15 protein-coding genes are annotated in these 15,896 nt (G+C 68.6%); 7 read left to right on the forward strand and 8 right to left on the reverse strand.

The features are described 5' to 3' along the window. Positions 1-107 precede the first annotated feature (107 nt). From ACZ5T9_RS04680 to ACZ5T9_RS04710, 7 genes are all read right to left on the reverse strand, one after another. Positions 108-1,316 (reverse strand): acyl-CoA dehydrogenase family protein, encoded by a 1,209-nt coding sequence (locus ACZ5T9_RS04680; protein WP_464834123.1) that lies wholly within the window; start codon positions 1,314-1,316, stop codon positions 108-110. A gap of 335 nt (positions 1,317-1,651) precedes the next feature. After that, a complete protein-coding gene (locus ACZ5T9_RS04685; RefSeq protein ID WP_464834124.1) occupies positions 1,652-2,035 on the reverse strand; it encodes an AtuA-related protein in 384 nt (127 codons plus the stop codon). A 188-nt stretch (positions 2,036-2,223) separates the two neighbouring features. After that, complete coding sequence (locus ACZ5T9_RS04690; RefSeq protein WP_464834125.1) at positions 2,224-3,615, reverse strand: acyclic terpene utilization AtuA family protein; 1,392 nt, start codon at positions 3,613-3,615, stop codon at positions 2,224-2,226. Between the two features lie 211 nt (positions 3,616-3,826). Then, on the reverse strand, positions 3,827-4,657 hold the full coding sequence (locus ACZ5T9_RS04695; RefSeq protein ID WP_464834127.1) for an enoyl-CoA hydratase/isomerase family protein: 831 nt from the start codon (positions 4,655-4,657) through the stop codon (positions 3,827-3,829). Between the two features lie 241 nt (positions 4,658-4,898). Next, a complete protein-coding gene (locus ACZ5T9_RS04700) occupies positions 4,899-6,602 on the reverse strand; it encodes a long-chain-fatty-acid--CoA ligase (protein ID WP_464834129.1) in 1,704 nt (567 codons plus the stop codon). A gap of 67 nt (positions 6,603-6,669) precedes the next feature. Continuing rightward, entirely contained in the window at positions 6,670-7,299 is a 630-nt protein-coding gene (msrA, locus tag ACZ5T9_RS04705) for a peptide-methionine (S)-S-oxide reductase MsrA (RefSeq protein ID WP_464834131.1), read from the reverse strand. A gap of 135 nt (positions 7,300-7,434) precedes the next feature. Next, positions 7,435-8,253, reverse strand: coding sequence for an SDR family oxidoreductase (locus tag ACZ5T9_RS04710; protein ID WP_006903283.1), 819 nt, complete (start codon positions 8,251-8,253; stop codon positions 7,435-7,437). Positions 8,254-8,573: 320 nt separating this feature from the next. Between ACZ5T9_RS04710 and ACZ5T9_RS04715 the strand changes: the two genes are divergently transcribed. From ACZ5T9_RS04715 to ACZ5T9_RS04745, 7 genes are all read left to right on the forward strand, one after another. Then, positions 8,574-10,370, forward strand: coding sequence for a GmrSD restriction endonuclease domain-containing protein (locus tag ACZ5T9_RS04715; RefSeq protein ID WP_464834133.1), 1,797 nt, complete (start codon positions 8,574-8,576; stop codon positions 10,368-10,370). 143 nt (positions 10,371-10,513) lie between these two features. Then, entirely contained in the window at positions 10,514-10,696 is a 183-nt protein-coding gene (locus ACZ5T9_RS04720; protein WP_040826220.1) for a nuclear transport factor 2 family protein, read from the forward strand. A gap of 132 nt (positions 10,697-10,828) precedes the next feature. Further along, a complete protein-coding gene (gene tnpB / locus ACZ5T9_RS04725; protein WP_464834134.1) occupies positions 10,829-12,097 on the forward strand; it encodes an IS607 family element RNA-guided endonuclease TnpB in 1,269 nt (422 codons plus the stop codon). A 42-nt stretch (positions 12,098-12,139) separates the two neighbouring features. Then, positions 12,140-12,349, forward strand: a complete 210-nt coding sequence (locus tag ACZ5T9_RS04730; RefSeq protein WP_083855329.1) for a nuclear transport factor 2 family protein — start codon at positions 12,140-12,142, stop codon at positions 12,347-12,349. A 135-nt stretch (positions 12,350-12,484) separates the two neighbouring features. Continuing rightward, entirely contained in the window at positions 12,485-13,375 is an 891-nt protein-coding gene (locus tag ACZ5T9_RS04735; protein WP_464834135.1) for a tryptophanase, read from the forward strand. Then, on the forward strand, positions 13,375-13,602 hold the full coding sequence (locus ACZ5T9_RS04740) for a hypothetical protein (RefSeq protein WP_464834136.1): 228 nt from the start codon (positions 13,375-13,377) through the stop codon (positions 13,600-13,602). Before ACZ5T9_RS04735 ends, ACZ5T9_RS04740 begins: the two co-directional genes overlap by 1 nt. 124 nt (positions 13,603-13,726) lie before the next feature. Further along, a complete protein-coding gene (locus ACZ5T9_RS04745) occupies positions 13,727-15,109 on the forward strand; it encodes a short-chain fatty acid transporter (protein WP_464834137.1) in 1,383 nt (460 codons plus the stop codon). A 197-nt stretch (positions 15,110-15,306) separates the two neighbouring features. Here the strand turns inward: ACZ5T9_RS04745 and ACZ5T9_RS04750 are convergent, their stop codons facing one another. Next, entirely contained in the window at positions 15,307-15,774 is a 468-nt protein-coding gene (locus ACZ5T9_RS04750) for a universal stress protein (protein ID WP_464834139.1), read from the reverse strand. Positions 15,775-15,896: the final 122 nt, after the last annotated feature.

Here is a 15,896-nt window from a genome sequence, read left to right on the forward strand (position 1 = left end):
GCCCGTGTACGGCACGGCCGGTTCGACACGCGCCGCCCCGGCACAGCCGCCCCCGGCCGAGCCAGCCGTTTCCGACGCAACCGCCTCAGAGCTGCCTTAAAGCCGCCTCAATACGAGCGCGGCAGCTCCAGCTCGTGCTCGGCGATGAAGTTGAGCACCATCTCGTTGTTGATGGGCGCCGTGCGCAGCAGCCGCGCCGAGGTCCACAGGTGGATCAGATGGTTCTCCCTGACGAACCCCTGCCCGCCGAAGGTCTGGATGGCCCGGTCGACGGCCTCGATGGCCGTCTCCGACGCCAGGTACTTGGCCATGTTGGCCCAGGTGCCCACCCGCTCCGGCGAGACCTGCCGGTCGAAGGCCTGGGCGGCCCTGTAGGTGAGCAGCCTGGCCGCCTCCTGCATCACCCGGATCCGCGCCAGGGGGTGCTGGACCGCCTGGTACGAGCCGATGGGCCGGTCGCCGAACACCTTGCGCTGGCGGGCATACCCGGCGGCCCGCCGCAGCACGTGCTCGGCCAGCCCGACGCCCGTGGCGGCGGCCAGGATCCGCTCGGGATTCAGGGCGGAGAACAGCACCTGGGCGCCCATGTGTTCGGCGCCGATCAGGTGGTCGGCGGGCACCTCCACGTCGTCGAACACCAGGCGGAACTGGCGGTAGCCCTCGATCCCGGCGGTGTTCATGGGATACAGGTGCAGGCCGGGCGCGCGGCGGTCCACCAGGAACAGCCCCAGGCCGTAGGTCCGGGGCAGGCCCTGTTCCTTCAGGACGGCATAGGGGATGGTCCGGGCCACCACCAGGATCATGTCGGCCACGTCGGCCCCGGTGATCCAGCCCTTTTCGCCCCGCAGCCGGTAGACCCCGCCCTCCTTGCGGGCCTCGGTCTTCATGCGGAAGCTGTTGGTGCCGCTCTCGGGCTCGGTGATGGCAAAGGCCAGCTTGAGGGTGCCGTCGGCGATGCGGGGCAGCCACCGCCGCTTCTGCTCCTCGCTGCCCCCGCGGAGGATGGCGGTGGTGTCCATGCTGGTCACCACCACCAGGGCGTTGCCGTAGCCGGCGCTGGCCAGTTCTTCCATCACCAGGGTCAGGGCCAGCAGGCCGAGCCCCGTGCCGCCGTACTCCTCGGGGATCAGCAGGCCCAGCAGGCCCGCCTCGGCCATCTGCTCCCACATGGCCTCGGGGAAGCGCTGCTCCTCGAAGATCTGGCGGAGGAACTCGCTCCGCTGGGGTTCGAGGCGCCGGATCAGGTCGCGGGTGATCTCCACCACCTGGCGGTACTCGTCTCCCAGATCCAGCAGGTTGAGATGGGTTGGCTGCACCCCGGGTGCCTCCTTTCGTGCTGCCCTGGTCGTTGGCGCGTGGTTTCGTCGGGTTTCGCCGCGGGACGCCGCGGGAGGCGGCCAGTCGATGCGGCCGGACATGCCAGCCGGGGGAGACGGCCCGTTGGGCCGGCCCGCCGAGCCGGTCCTCTGGGGTCACCGGACAGGCCGGCCGAACGCCCCGGTCGTGCCGGACGGCCCTGCGAGGGCAGGACATGCCGGTCGAACGAGCCGGCGATGCCGGGCCGCCCTGCGGCGTAAGGACATGCCGGCCGAACGCCCCGGCCGTGCCGGACCGCCCTGCGCGGTCACCGGGCGCACGGCGGCCCTGCCGGCTAATCCCCCGGCGCCTGCAGGACGGCCCGCGGCGGGCGCAGGAAGGGGGTTGCCGCCAGCACCTCGTCGGGAACCTCGACGGTCATCCGCAGAATGGCGGCGGCAAGGGACTTGCCCTGGGCATCGAGGCGCAGGGAGGCGGGCCCGCCGCCCCCCAGGGCGTTGCGCAGGACGATCTTGATACCCCGCACCCGGGGCAGGGGGTAGACTTCTGCCGGTCCCCGGGCCAGACCCCGAAAGTGCTCCAGCACCGCCGCCGGTGTCAGTTGCTCTTCCAGTGCCCTGTAGAACCCGTCATTGGGGGCGAACACCGTCAGGTCCAGGGTGTCGCCCTTGTCCCCCGAGCGGACCTGGCAGTAGCCCCTCAGGGCGACCCGTGCCATGCAAACCCCTCCTTCACCGTCCCCCCGTTCTTCCCGGGAGTGGCTCGGCCGCCGGCGACACCGGCCCGCCCAAAGCCCCGGCTCACCCCAAGGGCGAACTCCCCGGGCCTGCCCGCGGCAGGCCGCGAGCCCCTCCTGCGGAGCGGCAGGCCAGCGGCGGGCCCGCCCGCACCGCCAGGGAAGCCGGTCTACCCCGCCCTCTCCAGGGCATCCAGCCCCAGCACCTCGACCCGCACGGCCTGTTCGACCCACTCGCGGGGAACGGTGGTGGACCAGATGCCCAGCAATTGCCGGGACCGCGCCAGGCCCGGCAAGGCGCCGCCGATGTACGGGGGCCCGTTGAGGGCCAGGGGCGGGAAGAGCCGGGCCAGCCGCTCGGCCTCCTCCCGGGTCCGGGTCCGGATGGCAAAACGCAGGTAGACCTCGTTGGGCTCGTCGGGGATGGGGGCCAGCGGGCCGTGGAGGGCGTTGACCCCCAGGTACTCCACATGGACCGCCTCGGGGTTCAGCCCAGCCCGGGCCATCTGCCGGCGGATGATCCGCTCCGCCGCCTGGGCCTTTTCCAGGGCGTCGGGCCAGGAGTAGCCGATCACCGCCTGGCCGAGCCAGCCGTCGTGATAGCCGGCGGTGACCTTCAGGACCTCGGGCCGGGGACCGCCCCGGATCCCGCTGACCCTGACCCGGTCTGGGCCTTCCTGCACCAGCTCGATCTGGGAGAAGTCGGCGGTGACGTCCGGGTTCACGTAGCGGGCCGGGTCGTGGACCTCGTAATAGAGCTGCTCCTTCACCGTGTCGGGGGTCACCAGGCCGCCCGTCCCGTCCGGCTTGGTGATGACCAGCCCGCCGCCTTCATCGACCTCGGCGATGGGGTAGCCGATGCGATCCATGTCGGGGACTTCCCACCAGCGGCCGCTGAAGTTGCCGCCCGTGGCCTGGGCCGAGCATTCGCTGATGTGCCCGGCCACCACCCCCACGGCCAGCCGGTCCCAGTCGTCCCACCGCCAGCCGAACTCGTAAACCAGCGGGGCCAGGAACAGGGAAGCGTCGGCCACCCGTCCCGTGATCACCACATGGGCGCCGGTGGCCAGGGCGCGGACCACCGGTTCGGCGCCCAGGTAGGCGCTGGCGAAGAGTAGCCGCGGCCGGACCTCTTCATACGGCGGGCCGCCGTCCAGCGGTTCCAGGGGTGCCCCTTCTTGCCGGAACAGGTCCAGGCGGTCCAGGACGTCATCGCCCGTGACCACCGCCACCTTGAGGTCCTGCAAGCCCAGGCGGGCCGCCACCTGCAGGACCTCGCGGGCCGCTCCGTAGGGATTCAGCCCGCCGGCATTGCTGATCAGCCGCACGCCCCGGGCCATGGCCACCGGCAGCACCGTCTGGCACAGGAGCCCGATGTCGCGGGTGTAACCGGCGCCGGGGTCGCGCTGCCGGTCCTTGTGCAGGATGGCCATGGTCAGCTCGGCCAGGTGGTCGCAGCAGAGGTACTGGATCTCGCCTACTCGCACGGCGTCCGCCGCGGCAAAGGGGAGGTCGCCGTAAAAACCCAGCCCCGCGCCGATGCGGACGGTCCTGGCTGCCATGCCTCATCACCTCCGGGGGAAGAACCCTGCCCCTCGGGTCCCACCGCTGCTTGCCGCTCCCCGGGCGGCGAGGCCGGCCGCCGGCCGGCCGTCGATCGAACCGGCCCTGGCGGGAAGGCCCGGCGAGAGCCCCGGGACCGGTGGCGGTGCCGGCCGGATCCCGATTCCCGACCAACCGGTTGGTCGGTGCCGCCCACAGGAAAACCGCGCCTCAGCGGTGGGTCCACTGCGGCGCCCGCCGCTCGAGGAAGGCCGTGGCACCTTCCTTGAGGTCGGCGCTGAGGAAGGTGCTCACCCTCAGGCTGTTGGCGAAGTCGATGGCCGCCGGGGCGGGCAGGCTCAGGGCAGCCGCGTAAGCCCTGAGGCCGGCGCCAATGGCGGCCCCGCTGCGGCCCGCCAGCTCGGTGGCCACGGCCCGGGCCCGCACAAGGACCTGGTCCCGGGGCACCACCTCCGTCGCCAGGCCGAGGGCCCGGGCCTCCTGGGCGCCGATCCGCCGGCCGGAAAGGCCCAGGGCCAGGGCCTGGCGCGGGCCCAGGACCTGCATCATCAGGGGCAGGATCACCAGGGGGAAGAGCCCCAGTTGGATCTCCGGCGTGGCGAAGACGGCATCGTCGGCCGCCACCACCCAGTGGCAGAGGCAGACGAGGCCGAGCCCACCCCCCATGGCGGCTCCCTGCACGGCGCCGATCAGCGGCTTGGTCAGCCACTGTCCGGCCTTGAAGAGCTCGGTGGACCGCTCCCCCTGCTCCAGCACCTGGGGCCCGGTCAGCCGGTCGAGCCCGGCAAACTCGCGGATGTCCCCCCCGGCACAGAAGGCCTGGCCCGCCCCCGTAAGGACCAGCGCTCGCACCTGGGGGTCCCGGCAGGCCCGCCGCAGGGCCCCGATCAGCGCCTCCGCCATGGCGGTGGAGAGCGGGTTCCTCCGTTCCGGGTCGTTGAGGGTGATGACGGCCACGGGGCCGTCGGTCTCGTACAGGACCAACTGGTCTTGTTGCCGGGCCTCCCCCTGTACCCCGCCCTCTCCTTGCGTTGCGGCCACAAGCCACCACCTCCTGCCAAGCCTGGCAATGGGGTCGCCCTCTGGTCGCCATCTGATTTCCCAGCTCCCAACGGCATTCGCCGGGGCACCTCCAGGCTCAACTTCCGGCCTGGGCCCCAGGCCCAACCCCCGCCCAGGCCCATCCGTCCATGCGCATCCGGCAAGCACCCGAAGCACCGCCCCCACGCTCGCCGGAAGGCGCGGGCTGCCCGGCCCGCCCCCGGGCAGCGGGTGGCGGCCCCTAGCCCTGGTAGAGGTCCCGGTGCTGCTGGCGCAGCACGTGCTTCTGGATCTTGCCGGTACCCGTCCGCGGGAACTCGGTGGCGAAGACCACCCGCTTGGGCACCTTGAACCCCGCCAGCCGTTCCCGGCAGTGGGCGATCAGCTCCTCCTCCGTGGCCTGGCTGCCGGGCTTCAGGAGGACGAAGGCGGTCACCGCCTCGCCCCAGCGGTCGTGGGGCAGCCCGACCACGGCGCACTCGGCCACCGCCGGGTGGGCCAGAAGGGCCCGTTCGACCTCGATGGACGCCACGTTCTCGCCGCCGGTCTTGACCATGTCCTTCTTGCGGTCCGTGAACCACACGACGCCTTCCTCGTCCATCCAGCCCACGTCGCCGCTGTGGAACCAGCCGTGGCGGAAGGCTTCGGCGGTGGCCTCGGGGTTGTTCCAGTAGGCCGCCATGCACTGGGGCCCGCGGTAGACGATCTCCCCCACCTGGCCCCGGGGAAGGAGCCGGCCCTGGTCGTCCATGATGCGCACGTCGGTCATCACCGTGGGCAGGCCCCAGGAGGCGGGCTTGGTGTGCTGGTGGTGGGGGCGCTGGAAGACCGTGGGCGGGGTGAACTCCGTCTGGCCGGACCCCAGCACCACGTCGGCGTTGGGGAAGAGGGCCTGGATCTCGGCGATGCGCTCGGGCGCCATGGGCGCCATGGCATAGAGGCAGCGGCGCACCGAGGAGAAGTCCCGCTCCCGCACGCCCGGCTGCTGCAGCAGTTCCTGCCACATCATGGGCAAAAGGAGCACGTGGGTCACGCGGTGCCGCTCGAGGGCGTCCATCACGTCCCGGACGTCGTACTTGCGGAGGAACACGGCCGTGGCGCCCACCAGCAGGGCCGGCAACAACAGGGCGTTGAGGGCGGCGCAGTGGAAGATGGGTAGCACCAGCAGCAGGACGTCGTCGGGATCGGACTTGTTCGCCACCGCCGACGCGAGGGCGGTGATGGTGACCGCCAGGTGGCTCGTCAGCACGCCCTTGGGCAGGGAGGTGGTGCCGGAGGTGTAAAGGCACTGCACCGTGTCCCGGTCGGCGATGAAAACCTCCAGCTCCGCATCGTCCGGGTCAAGGCCGGCCCGGGGGCCGCCCCCGCCCGGTGGCCCACCGCCGGGGGAGCTGGCCTGTGCCGGCGGTCCGGCCAGCAGGCGGTCGAAGGCCAGGAACTGGACATGGCCGGCCGTGAACTCGGTGGCCGGGTCGACCTCCGTCAGGTAGACCCGCTGGATGGCGGGCAGGCGGCTTGCCGCGGCTTCCAGGGCCGTCCGGAAGATCCCCTCGGCCACCACCACCCGGGCCCCGGCGTCGTGCAGGACGTAGCCGATTTCCTCGGGCCGCAGGCCCAGGTTGACGGGCATGGCGATCAGGCCCGCTTTGGCGCAGGCGAAGTAGGTCACCACGAACTGCCAGGTGTTGCGGGCCATGATGGCTACCTTGTCCTGGTGCCCCAGGCCCAGGCCGAGCAAGGCCCGGCCCACCCGGTTGGCGTACCGGTTCAGCTCGGCGTAGGTCAGGGCCCTCCCGCCATGGATGTCGACGATGGCCGTCTTGCTGGGATACCGCTGGGCCGTGCGGGTCAGGATGTCGCCAGCGCAGACCCGCTGGATGAGGTTCAGGGCAAGGTCAAGGGACGGAGCGTCCCCCTCCCGCACCCGTGACGCCGTCCCCCCCATGGACGGTCACCCCCAGAAAGGTGTTGGAGAGGGGCATTCGGCGGGAAGGGGATAACTCCTGCCGCGACTACGAACCGGCCGGCTTCAGGCGCCGGGCGAACGCCTTGCGGAACTTTTGCACCTTAGGGTCGATCACCACCCGGCAGTAGGGGTAGCCGGGGTTCTTGCGGTAGAACCGGCGGTGGTAGTCCTCGGCCGGGTAGAACGCCTCGAAGGGCACCACCTGGGTGACGATGGGGTCCTGCCACCGGCCGCTGGCCTCCAGCTCCCGGATCACCGCCTCGGCCGTAGCCTTCTGTTCCGGCGAGTGGTACAGGATGATGGACCGGTACTGGGGACCCACGTCGTGGCCCTGGCGGTTGGGGGTGGTGGGATCGTGAACGGAGAAGAACACCTCCAGGAGATCCCGGTAGGAGATGACCTGCGGGTCAAAGGTCACCTGGACCACTTCGGCATGGCCCGTGGTACCGCTGCAGACCTGCTCGTAGGTGGGGTTGCGGACGTGGCCGCCGGCGTAGCCGGGTTCGACCCGCACCACGCCCTCCAGCTCTTCGAAGATGGGCTCAAGACACCAGAAGCAGCCGCCTCCCAGGGTGGCCGTCTCCAGATGCCGGGTTCCCGGCCGGTGGTCTTCCCGAGCCCCGTCCTGGGGCGTTGTCGAGCCCGTCCTCCCGGCGGGATCGTGCCTTTCGTTCACCGGTATCCACCTCCAATCAAGGGCCCCAGTAGATTCAAACGCCTTCAGCGGCTTCAAGCGCCCCTAGCAGCTTCAAAGGGCACCGGGCAGCTGCAGAGGGCTCCGCCATGGTCGCCATCAACCTCGCGACCGGACCTACAGGGCGACCACCAGGCCGCCGTCGGCGGCAACCTGCTGGCCGGTGACGTAGCTGTTGCGCGGTGAGAGGAGGAAAGCCACCACCTCGGCGATTTCCTCCGGCTGGGCCAGGCGCCGGAGCGGGATGCGGGCGGCCGCCCCGGCGGCCACCTGCTCCGGTGTGGTGCCCTGGCGGGCGGCGTGGGCCGCGTTCCACTCGCGCAGGCTTTCGGTCAAGGTGTAGCCCGGGGCGACCATGTTGATCAGGATGCCCGAGGGCGCCAGCTCTAGGGCCGCCGTCTTCAGCGCGTTGACCAGGCAGGCCCGCAGGGCGTTGGACAGGCTGCTGCCGGGGCCGGGCTGCTTGACGGTGAAGGAGGTGATGGCCACCACCCGGCCGCCGCCGCTGCGCTCGAAGAGCGGCACCACGCGGCGCAGGAGGCGCAGGGGGGCCTGAACCAGAAGCCGGAACGCCCGGTCCCAGTCGTCATCGGCCAGCTCCACGAAGGGGCGGACGGCCGGGCCCGGCGTGTTGAGGAGCAGAGCATCCAGCCGCCCCAGCTCTCCGGCTGTTGAGGCCAGGCGTTCGGCCGTCTCCGGCAGGGCGAGGTCCCCGGCCACGGGTACCACCGTCGCCCCCTCCGCCTGTAGGCGCTCCGCCGCGGGCTCGGGCCGCCGGCTGGAGACGATGAGGGTATATCCGTCCCCGGCCAGGCGCCGGGCCACTGCAAACCCCATGCCCGACGAGGCGCCGGTCAGCAGCGCCACGGGCCGTCCGGGGGCGCCGAACCTGCCGGGTCCCCGGGGTGCGGGCTGGGGCGTAAGGTGAGCTGCCATGGAATCGTTCCCTCCTGCTCGCCTTTGGGTCCTATTCTCCCATTGAAGTGGCGAGCAGCGGGTTCCCCCCAACACCCTCGCCGCCACGCTACGTGCGAAGTTCCTGCGCCGGCTGGAGGAGGCGGCCCGCTAGGCGCCCGCCTTTCCGGCCTCGCTGGTCTCGACAGCTGGCAAACCCCGGCCTGTCCGGGCGGGGGTTTGTTGTTGCCCTTAAAAGGGGCGGTGTTGCCCCCCGGAGGACTTGATCGCCGGGTGGGGAATCCACCCAGCAGGTCGCAGGCGTCCAGGGCGATCAGGTGCTTCGGCAGGGAGGACTTCCCATGTCCACGCAACGCTATTCGGTGACCCCCCATCCCATCGAAACGCTACTGGCCTGGGTCAAGTCGGGAGAAATCGCCATCCCCGAGATCCAGCGGCCGTTTGTCTGGAATGCGACCAAGGTCCGCGACTTTCTGGATTCCCTCTACAGGGGCTATCCCGTGGGTTACCTCATCGCCTGGCGGAATCCAAGCGTCCGCCTTAAGGACGGCACTCTCTCGGCGGGAAAGCGAATCCTAATCGACGGGCAGCAACGGGTGACAGCCCTCCGCGCCGCCCTCCTGGGGGAGGAGGTGCTGGACGAAAACTACGCCCGGAAGCGCATCCAAATCGCGTTCAACCCGAAGGAAGAGCGGTTCGAAGTCCGAAATTCCGCCATCGCCCGGGACCCCTCCTGGATCGACGATATCAGCCGCCTCTTTGCGCCCGATGCTTATCTCGGAGATTTCGTGGATGACTACACATCCAAGAACCCGGACATCGATCGCAAGCACGTAGGCCGGATCCTGGAGCGGCTCAAAAAGATCGTCAACAACCACATCGGCCTTATCGAGCTGGCGGAGGACCTCGACATCGAGACCGTTACGGAGATCTTCATTCGGGTCAACTCAGCCGGCGTCGAACTGTCTCAGGCGGACTTCGCGATGTCCAAAATCGCCGTCAACGAAGCCTATGGTGGGCACCTTCTGCGGAAGGCCATTGATTACTTTTGTCACCTGGCCCGGAATCCCGAGTTTTACCTGCATATTGAGAAAAATGACGCTGAGTTTACCCGAACAGAATTCTGGTCCAAAATGAGGTGGCTCAAAGATTTCAATGATGATCTCTATGACCCGGATTACACGGATATGCTGAGGGTGGCATTTACGTCGCAGTTTGGTCGGGGACGTTTGCAGGACTTGGTTGCTCTCCTGTCGGGGCGGAATTTCGAGACGCGACAATATGAGGAAACTATTGTTGAAATATCATTCACTAGGCTGAAAGATGGAATCCACGCTTTCATCAATGAAACTCACTTCAAGCGATTCATGATGATCCTTCGCTCTGCAGGATTCATTACTAGCAGCTTGATTACTAGTCATAATGCAGTGAACTTTGCTTATATTCTATATCTGCGTGGAAGATCAGAAGGAATTGCCGCGGATGAATTGGAGCATATAGTCCGTCGATGGTATGTTATGTCTATTTTAACCGGACGTTACACAACCCACCCCGAAACGGCTTTTGACCTCGACATCCGTCAGATTGAGAGCCACGGCATTGCCCGTTACACGGAAGCTGTCCTTTCCAGTGAGCTTTCCGACAGCTTTTGGACCAATCTTTTGCCACAACTAATGGAGACATCGTCAGTCCAAAGTCCATACTTTGTTGCGTTTAAAGCAGCCCAGGTGTCGCTCGGCGACAGGGGATTCCTTTCATCCAATATAAGGGTTCGCGATCTACTTCTTAACCAGGGCGACCACCACCACATATTTCCCAGGAAGTACCTTCAGCGGCTTGGAATGAGTAGGGGCCGCTACAACCAGATTGCCAACTTTGTGGTCACCCAAAGTGAAATCAACATTGCCATTGGTGATACGCCACCCGATGTTTACTTCAAGGAGCTTTGGGCTCAGGTGAACGGCGGTCCTAAGAAGTATGGAGGAATTACCGATCGTGAGGACTTGAAGCATAACCTGGAGGAGAATTGCATTCCGTTGTCCGTGCTTGAAGGTAACGTACCCGATTATGATGTCTTCCTAGCGGAACGGCGGCGTCTCATGGCCCTTCGAATCAAGCGGTGGTATGAGCAACTGTAGGGTCGTGAGGGATCGGGGTACGGCTCAGATCAACGGGATGGTCAAATGGTAGGCTATCGCCGCACCGGATGCCAGCCTTGACCCTTGCCCGGATTGCCGCGGACCGGCTGCCGGGGGATGCGCAGCGGGGAGGAGGGGCTACAATGGGCGAGCGCTTGCGGGATGTGGTCGCAAGCTACTACCAGCGGGTCGACGCCGGGGATCTGGAGGGCTTGCTGGGGCTGTTCCATCCGGAGGTCCGCTACGAGCGGGGCGGTCGGGACCCCGTTGAGGGGATCGACGCCCTGCGCCGCTTCTTCGAGGGGGAGCGGGCTGAGAACAGCTAATGCGTTTCTTATCATTTCTCGCCCAACGTCATCAAATCTTCGCATCTCCTCCCTCCGCTCCTCGGCCGCACTCTTTGACACGGAACATATGTTCTGGTATGCTGTCCTTGGATGATTTTGGGGGGCCTGCCCGTGCGTGTGTTGCAGGCGTACCGCTTCGCCCTCGACCCCACACCCCGCCAGGAACGGGCGCTGGCCTCCCACGTGGGCGCCCGCCGCTTCGCCTTCAACTGGGGTCTGGCTCTGGTGAAGGAGCGCCTGGAAGCCCGCGACCGGAGCGAGGATGTGGAGGTGCCGTGGACCCTTCCCGCCCTGCGGCGGGAGTGGAACCGGCAAAAGCACCTCGTCGCCCCTTGGTGGCGGGAGAACTCGAAGGAAGCCTACTCCTCGGGGCTGGACGGGCTGGCCCGGGCCCTGCAGAACTGGTCCAAAAGCCGCAAGGGTGAACGCAAGGGGCGCCGGGTGGGGTTCCCCCGGTTCCGGAAGAAGGGCCGAGGGCGGGAGTCGGTGCGGTTCACCACCGGCGCGATCCGGGTGGACGACCAAAGCCACGTCGTCCTGCCCCGGATCGGGCGGGTGAAGACCCACGAGCCGGCTACGGCCCTGCTCCGGCGCATCGAAGCGGGAACGGCCCGCATCCTGTCCGCCACGGTCGCCCGAGAAGGGGGCCGGTGGTTCGTCAGCTTCACCTGCGAGGTGGAGCGGCCGCCGGGCCGGCCCCGGTTCCCCTGGCGGGTGGTGGGCGTGGACGCGGGGGTGAAGCACCTGGCGGTCCTTTCGACGGGCGAGAAGTGGCCGAACCCCCGGTCCCTTGAAAAAGCGCTCCGAAAGATCGCCCGAACGAGCCGCGCCCTGGCCCGCCGCCAGAAGGGCAGCCGGGGGTGGCAAAAGGCCCGCCGCCGGCTGGCCCGGCTCCATGCGCGGGCCCGGAACCTCCGCCAGGATGCCCTTCACAAGCTGACACACCACCTCGCGAGCACCTACGGCGTGGTGGTGGTTGAACAACTGCACGTGGCGGGCATGCTGAAGAACCGGCGGCTGGCCCGGGTGCTGGCCGATGCGGCCCTGGCGGAGATCCGCCGCCAGCTCAGGTATAAGTGTCCCTGGCACGGGGCGGTTCTGGTCGAAGCGCCGCCCTTCGATCCCAGCAGCAAGCGTTGCTCGCGGTGCGGTGCGGTCAAGCCATCGCTACCGCTTTCGCAGCGCGTTTTCCGCTGTGAGGAATGCGGGCTCGTGCTCGACCGGGACGAAAACGCGGCCCGCAATCTCGCGGCCCTGGTGGCCGCCGTCGCCGGGAGTGGTCCGGAGACGGAAAACGCCCGTGGACGGGATGGAAGGCCTGCCGCAAAGCAGGCGATCCCGAAGGAAGCGGGAAGCCGGCACCGGCGCATGGCCGGGTAAGACCGGCACCGCCGATCCGCAAGGATCGGCTGCCCGAAACAGATGACGATGTTTCAGGTAACGGTCATCCAGGAAGGCCGCCACCAGCTGGACGCCATCCTGGTCGAGGGCGAGCAGGTGGCGGTCCGGGGCGTGTTCCGGGGTGTCCTCAAGACGGGGGAAGAAGTGACCGTCCGGTTTGCCGACTTCCATCATTTCCGCGACGGCTTGATCTGGCGCCGTTACAGCTACTTCATGGATCGCTTCGTGTAGGCACGCGACCCGGGACTGAGGCGCCGCGAACCAACGGCACCGGCAGGAGGGGAAGCCGCAGGGACCCCTCCGGAGACGGCCATCAAGGGGGCGGGCCAGTGAGCGAATCGGCGGAGGCAGACTTCGTCCCCCGGGGTGAACCCCTACGTCCTTCCGGTGCACCAGGGCCGCGGAGCCGAGCAGGTGGTGCTGCCGGAGCTCATCGGGCGGCGGGGCCGGTTCGTCCTGAGCAACATGCTGTTCGACACCACCCGGGCTCACGTGCAGCTGGCCGGCGGCCGGCCGGTGGAGCTGGTGGCGCCGGAGGCCATGGACACCCGGACCCCCCATCCGTTCAAGGGCAACATGGACGTGGCCCGGCTGGAGGAGTTCCTGAACCGCCATCCGCCCGAAGACGTGGCATGCATCATCCTCACCGTGACCAACAACTCCGCCGGCGGCCAGCCCGTGTCCATGGCCAACATTCGCGCCGTGGCCGCCCTGGCCCGCCGTCACCGCATTCTCTTACTCTTCGACGCCGCTCGCTACACCGAAAACTGCTGGTTCGTCCGGGAGCGGGAGCCAGGCTACGCCGGCCGGGACCCCCGGGACATCGCCCGGGGGATGTTCGCCCTGGGCGACGGCATGTTGATGAGCGCCAAGAAGGATGGGCTCGTCAACATCGGGGGTGTGGCCGCCTTCAAGGACGAGGAGCTGTACCGCCGGGCGGCGGCGCGCCTGGTGCCCTACGAGGGCTTTCTCACCTATGGCGGCATGGCGGGGCGGGACATGGAGGCTCTGGCCGTGGGGCTCGGGGAGGCGCTGGACCCGGCCTACCTGGCGTACCGGGTGGGCCAGGTGGAGTACCTGGGGCGGCTCCTGCGGGAGGCCGGGGTCCCGATCCAGTGGCCCACCGGGGGGCATGCGTGTTCATCGACGCCCGGCAGTTCCTCCCCCACATCCCGCCGGAACGGTTCCCCGGCCACGCCCTGGCGCTGGAAGCCTACCTGGAAGGCGGAGTGCGGGGTGTGGAGGTGGGCTCGCTGATGATGGGGCGGGATCCGGCCACAGGCCGGCAGCTCCCGTCCCCCTTCGAGTTCTACCGGCTGGCGGTGCCTCGCCGGGTCTACACCCACCGCCACCTGGAGGATGTGGCGGAGGTGGTGGTGCAGGTCTTCCGGCGGCGGGAGCAAGTGCGCGGCGTGCGGTTCGTGGACGAACCGGCCGTCCTGCGCCACTTCACCGCCCGGTTCGACTGGTGCGAGCCGGGATGAGCCCGGCCGCAGGGCGCAGGGCGGCGCGACGGCCTCCAGGCAGGAACGCCGCGAGTTCGAGCCGAATGGCAATGCCATTCGCGCTGTGGGATGCCGGTGGGCTCATCTTCGTTCCCAACTGGGGGTGGGATGCTTGCAGCGGATCGGTGAGGCGCTCAGCCGGTTCACCCGCCGCTACCTTCCGGACTCGTTCATCTTTGCCATCCTGCTGACGCTGGTGGTCTACGTCATGGGCCTGGTCTTCACCGACCACGGGCCCTACCAGCTGGTGCTGGACTGGTACGGCGGCTTCTGGAACCTGCTGGCCTTCGGCATGCAGATGACGCTCATCCTGGTCACCGGGTACGCCCTGGCGAACACGCCCAGCGTGCGCAGGGGCCTGCAGCGCCTGGCGGACTGGCCCCGGTCGGCCGGCCAGGCCGTGGCCCTGGTGGCCTTCATGACCGGCCTGCTGGGCCTGATCAATTACGGGCTCAGCCTGGTGGCCGGGGCCTTGCTGGCCATCGAGGTGGGGCGGTCCTGCTCGCGGCGGGGGATCAAGGTGCACTTCCCCTTGCTGGTGGCGGCAGGCTACATCGGCCTGATGATCTGGCACAACGGGCTCTCCGGGTCGGCTCCGCTGACGGTCAACACACCGGGGCACTTCCTGGAGAAGCAGATGGGGCTGCTGCCCCTGACGGAAACCCTGTTCCGGCCCTTCAACGTGGTGGTGGCCCTGGTGCTGCTCTTCCTCTCGCCGTGGATCATGGCTCGCATGCACCCGTCCGATGGAGAGGTGGTAGAGATCCCGGCAGGGCTGGCCGGTGGAGCCGGGGAGGGGATCGCCGCGACGGCTGAGCCGCCCCTGGCGCCCGGCGCGGGGCGCCCGGGCGTGGGAATCACACCGGCGGAGCGCCTTGAGCACAGCCGCATCCTGACGGGGCTGATCGTCCTGGCAGGCGTGGTCTACATCATCAGCGCCTTCGGCCAGAAGGGGCTTGCGGCCCTGGACATCAACATGGTGGTCTTCATCTTCCTGATCCTGGGCATGCTGCTGCACGGAACCCCGATCCGCTACGCCCAGGCCATCGCCGAGGGCGTGCGGTCGGCCAGCGGGGTGATCCTGCAGTTCCCCTTCTACGCGGGCATCATGGGCATCATGACGGGGTCGGGCTTGGTGGCCGTCATCGCCAACTGGTTCGTGGCGATCTCGACCCCCCTCACCTTCCCCTTCTGGATCTTCGTCAGCGCCGGCCTGGTCAACCTGGCCGTGCCGTCGGGAGGGGGCCAGTGGGCGGTCCAGGGGCCCATCGTGATCCAGGCGGCCCAGGCGCTCAACCTTGATCTGGGCAAGGCGGTCATGGCGGTGGCCTTCGGCGACGAGCTGACCAACATGATCCAGCCCTTCTGGGCGTTGCCGCTGCTCGGCATGACGGGCCTGCGGGCCGGCCAGATCCTGGGCTACACCGCGGTGGTCATGCTGGTGGCCTTCGCCGTCATGGCCCTGGGCCTGGTCTTCCTGCCCTGAGGGCCTGCCCGGGTCCCCCCTGACCGGCGCGGGGTTCCCACCTGACCGGCGCGGGGTCAGGATCTTGGGACATGCCCTTCCTTACGCAAAGAGAGTGACTGCCCCACCGGGGCATCCCAGGCGCGACGCCCCCGGTCGCCCGGCCCTTGGGCCGCGGGCGGCCGGGGGCGACTTGCCGGAATCCCTCGCGGGATCCTTCATTCGTTCCTGGCCGGCTGCTCCTGCTGGATCACCAGCACGGGCAGGCGGGTGTGGCGAAGGACGTACTCGCTTACGCTGCCCAGCAGGACCTCCTGCAGCCGTCCCAGGCCTCGCCGGCCCACGACGATGAGCTGGTAGCCACCGGCCCGCGCATAGCGGCAGATCTCCTCGCCGGCGGCGCCCGTGGCCACGTCGACCTCCGCCCGGAAGCCGGCGGCGGCCAGTTCATCCCGCGCCGGTTCCAGGTCGCGCCGGGCGTTGGCCTCCCCCAGGACCAGGACGTCGTCAGCGGCCGTCAGGGGCGGCGCCAGCGGGTTGGACAGCGCGGGTGGAACCGGCGGCGGCAGGACCTGCAGGATGGTGGCCGTGGCGCCCCCGCCCTGGGGGAACAGCTCCCGGACGGCCCGGGTGAGGCGGAGGGCGTCGGCGGGACCGTCGGCAGCGATCAGGATACGCTGGATCATTGCACCCACCTCCTTCTTGCAACTTCATCGTCAACAAGCCACCTGAATTCCTGCTGAGTGCCCCGTGACGGGAACCTGAGGAAAGGGCCGGACCGGTGCGGCCCTGGGGCGGCATAGGCGCC

This window comes from Thermaerobacter nagasakiensis, assembly GCF_055396825.1.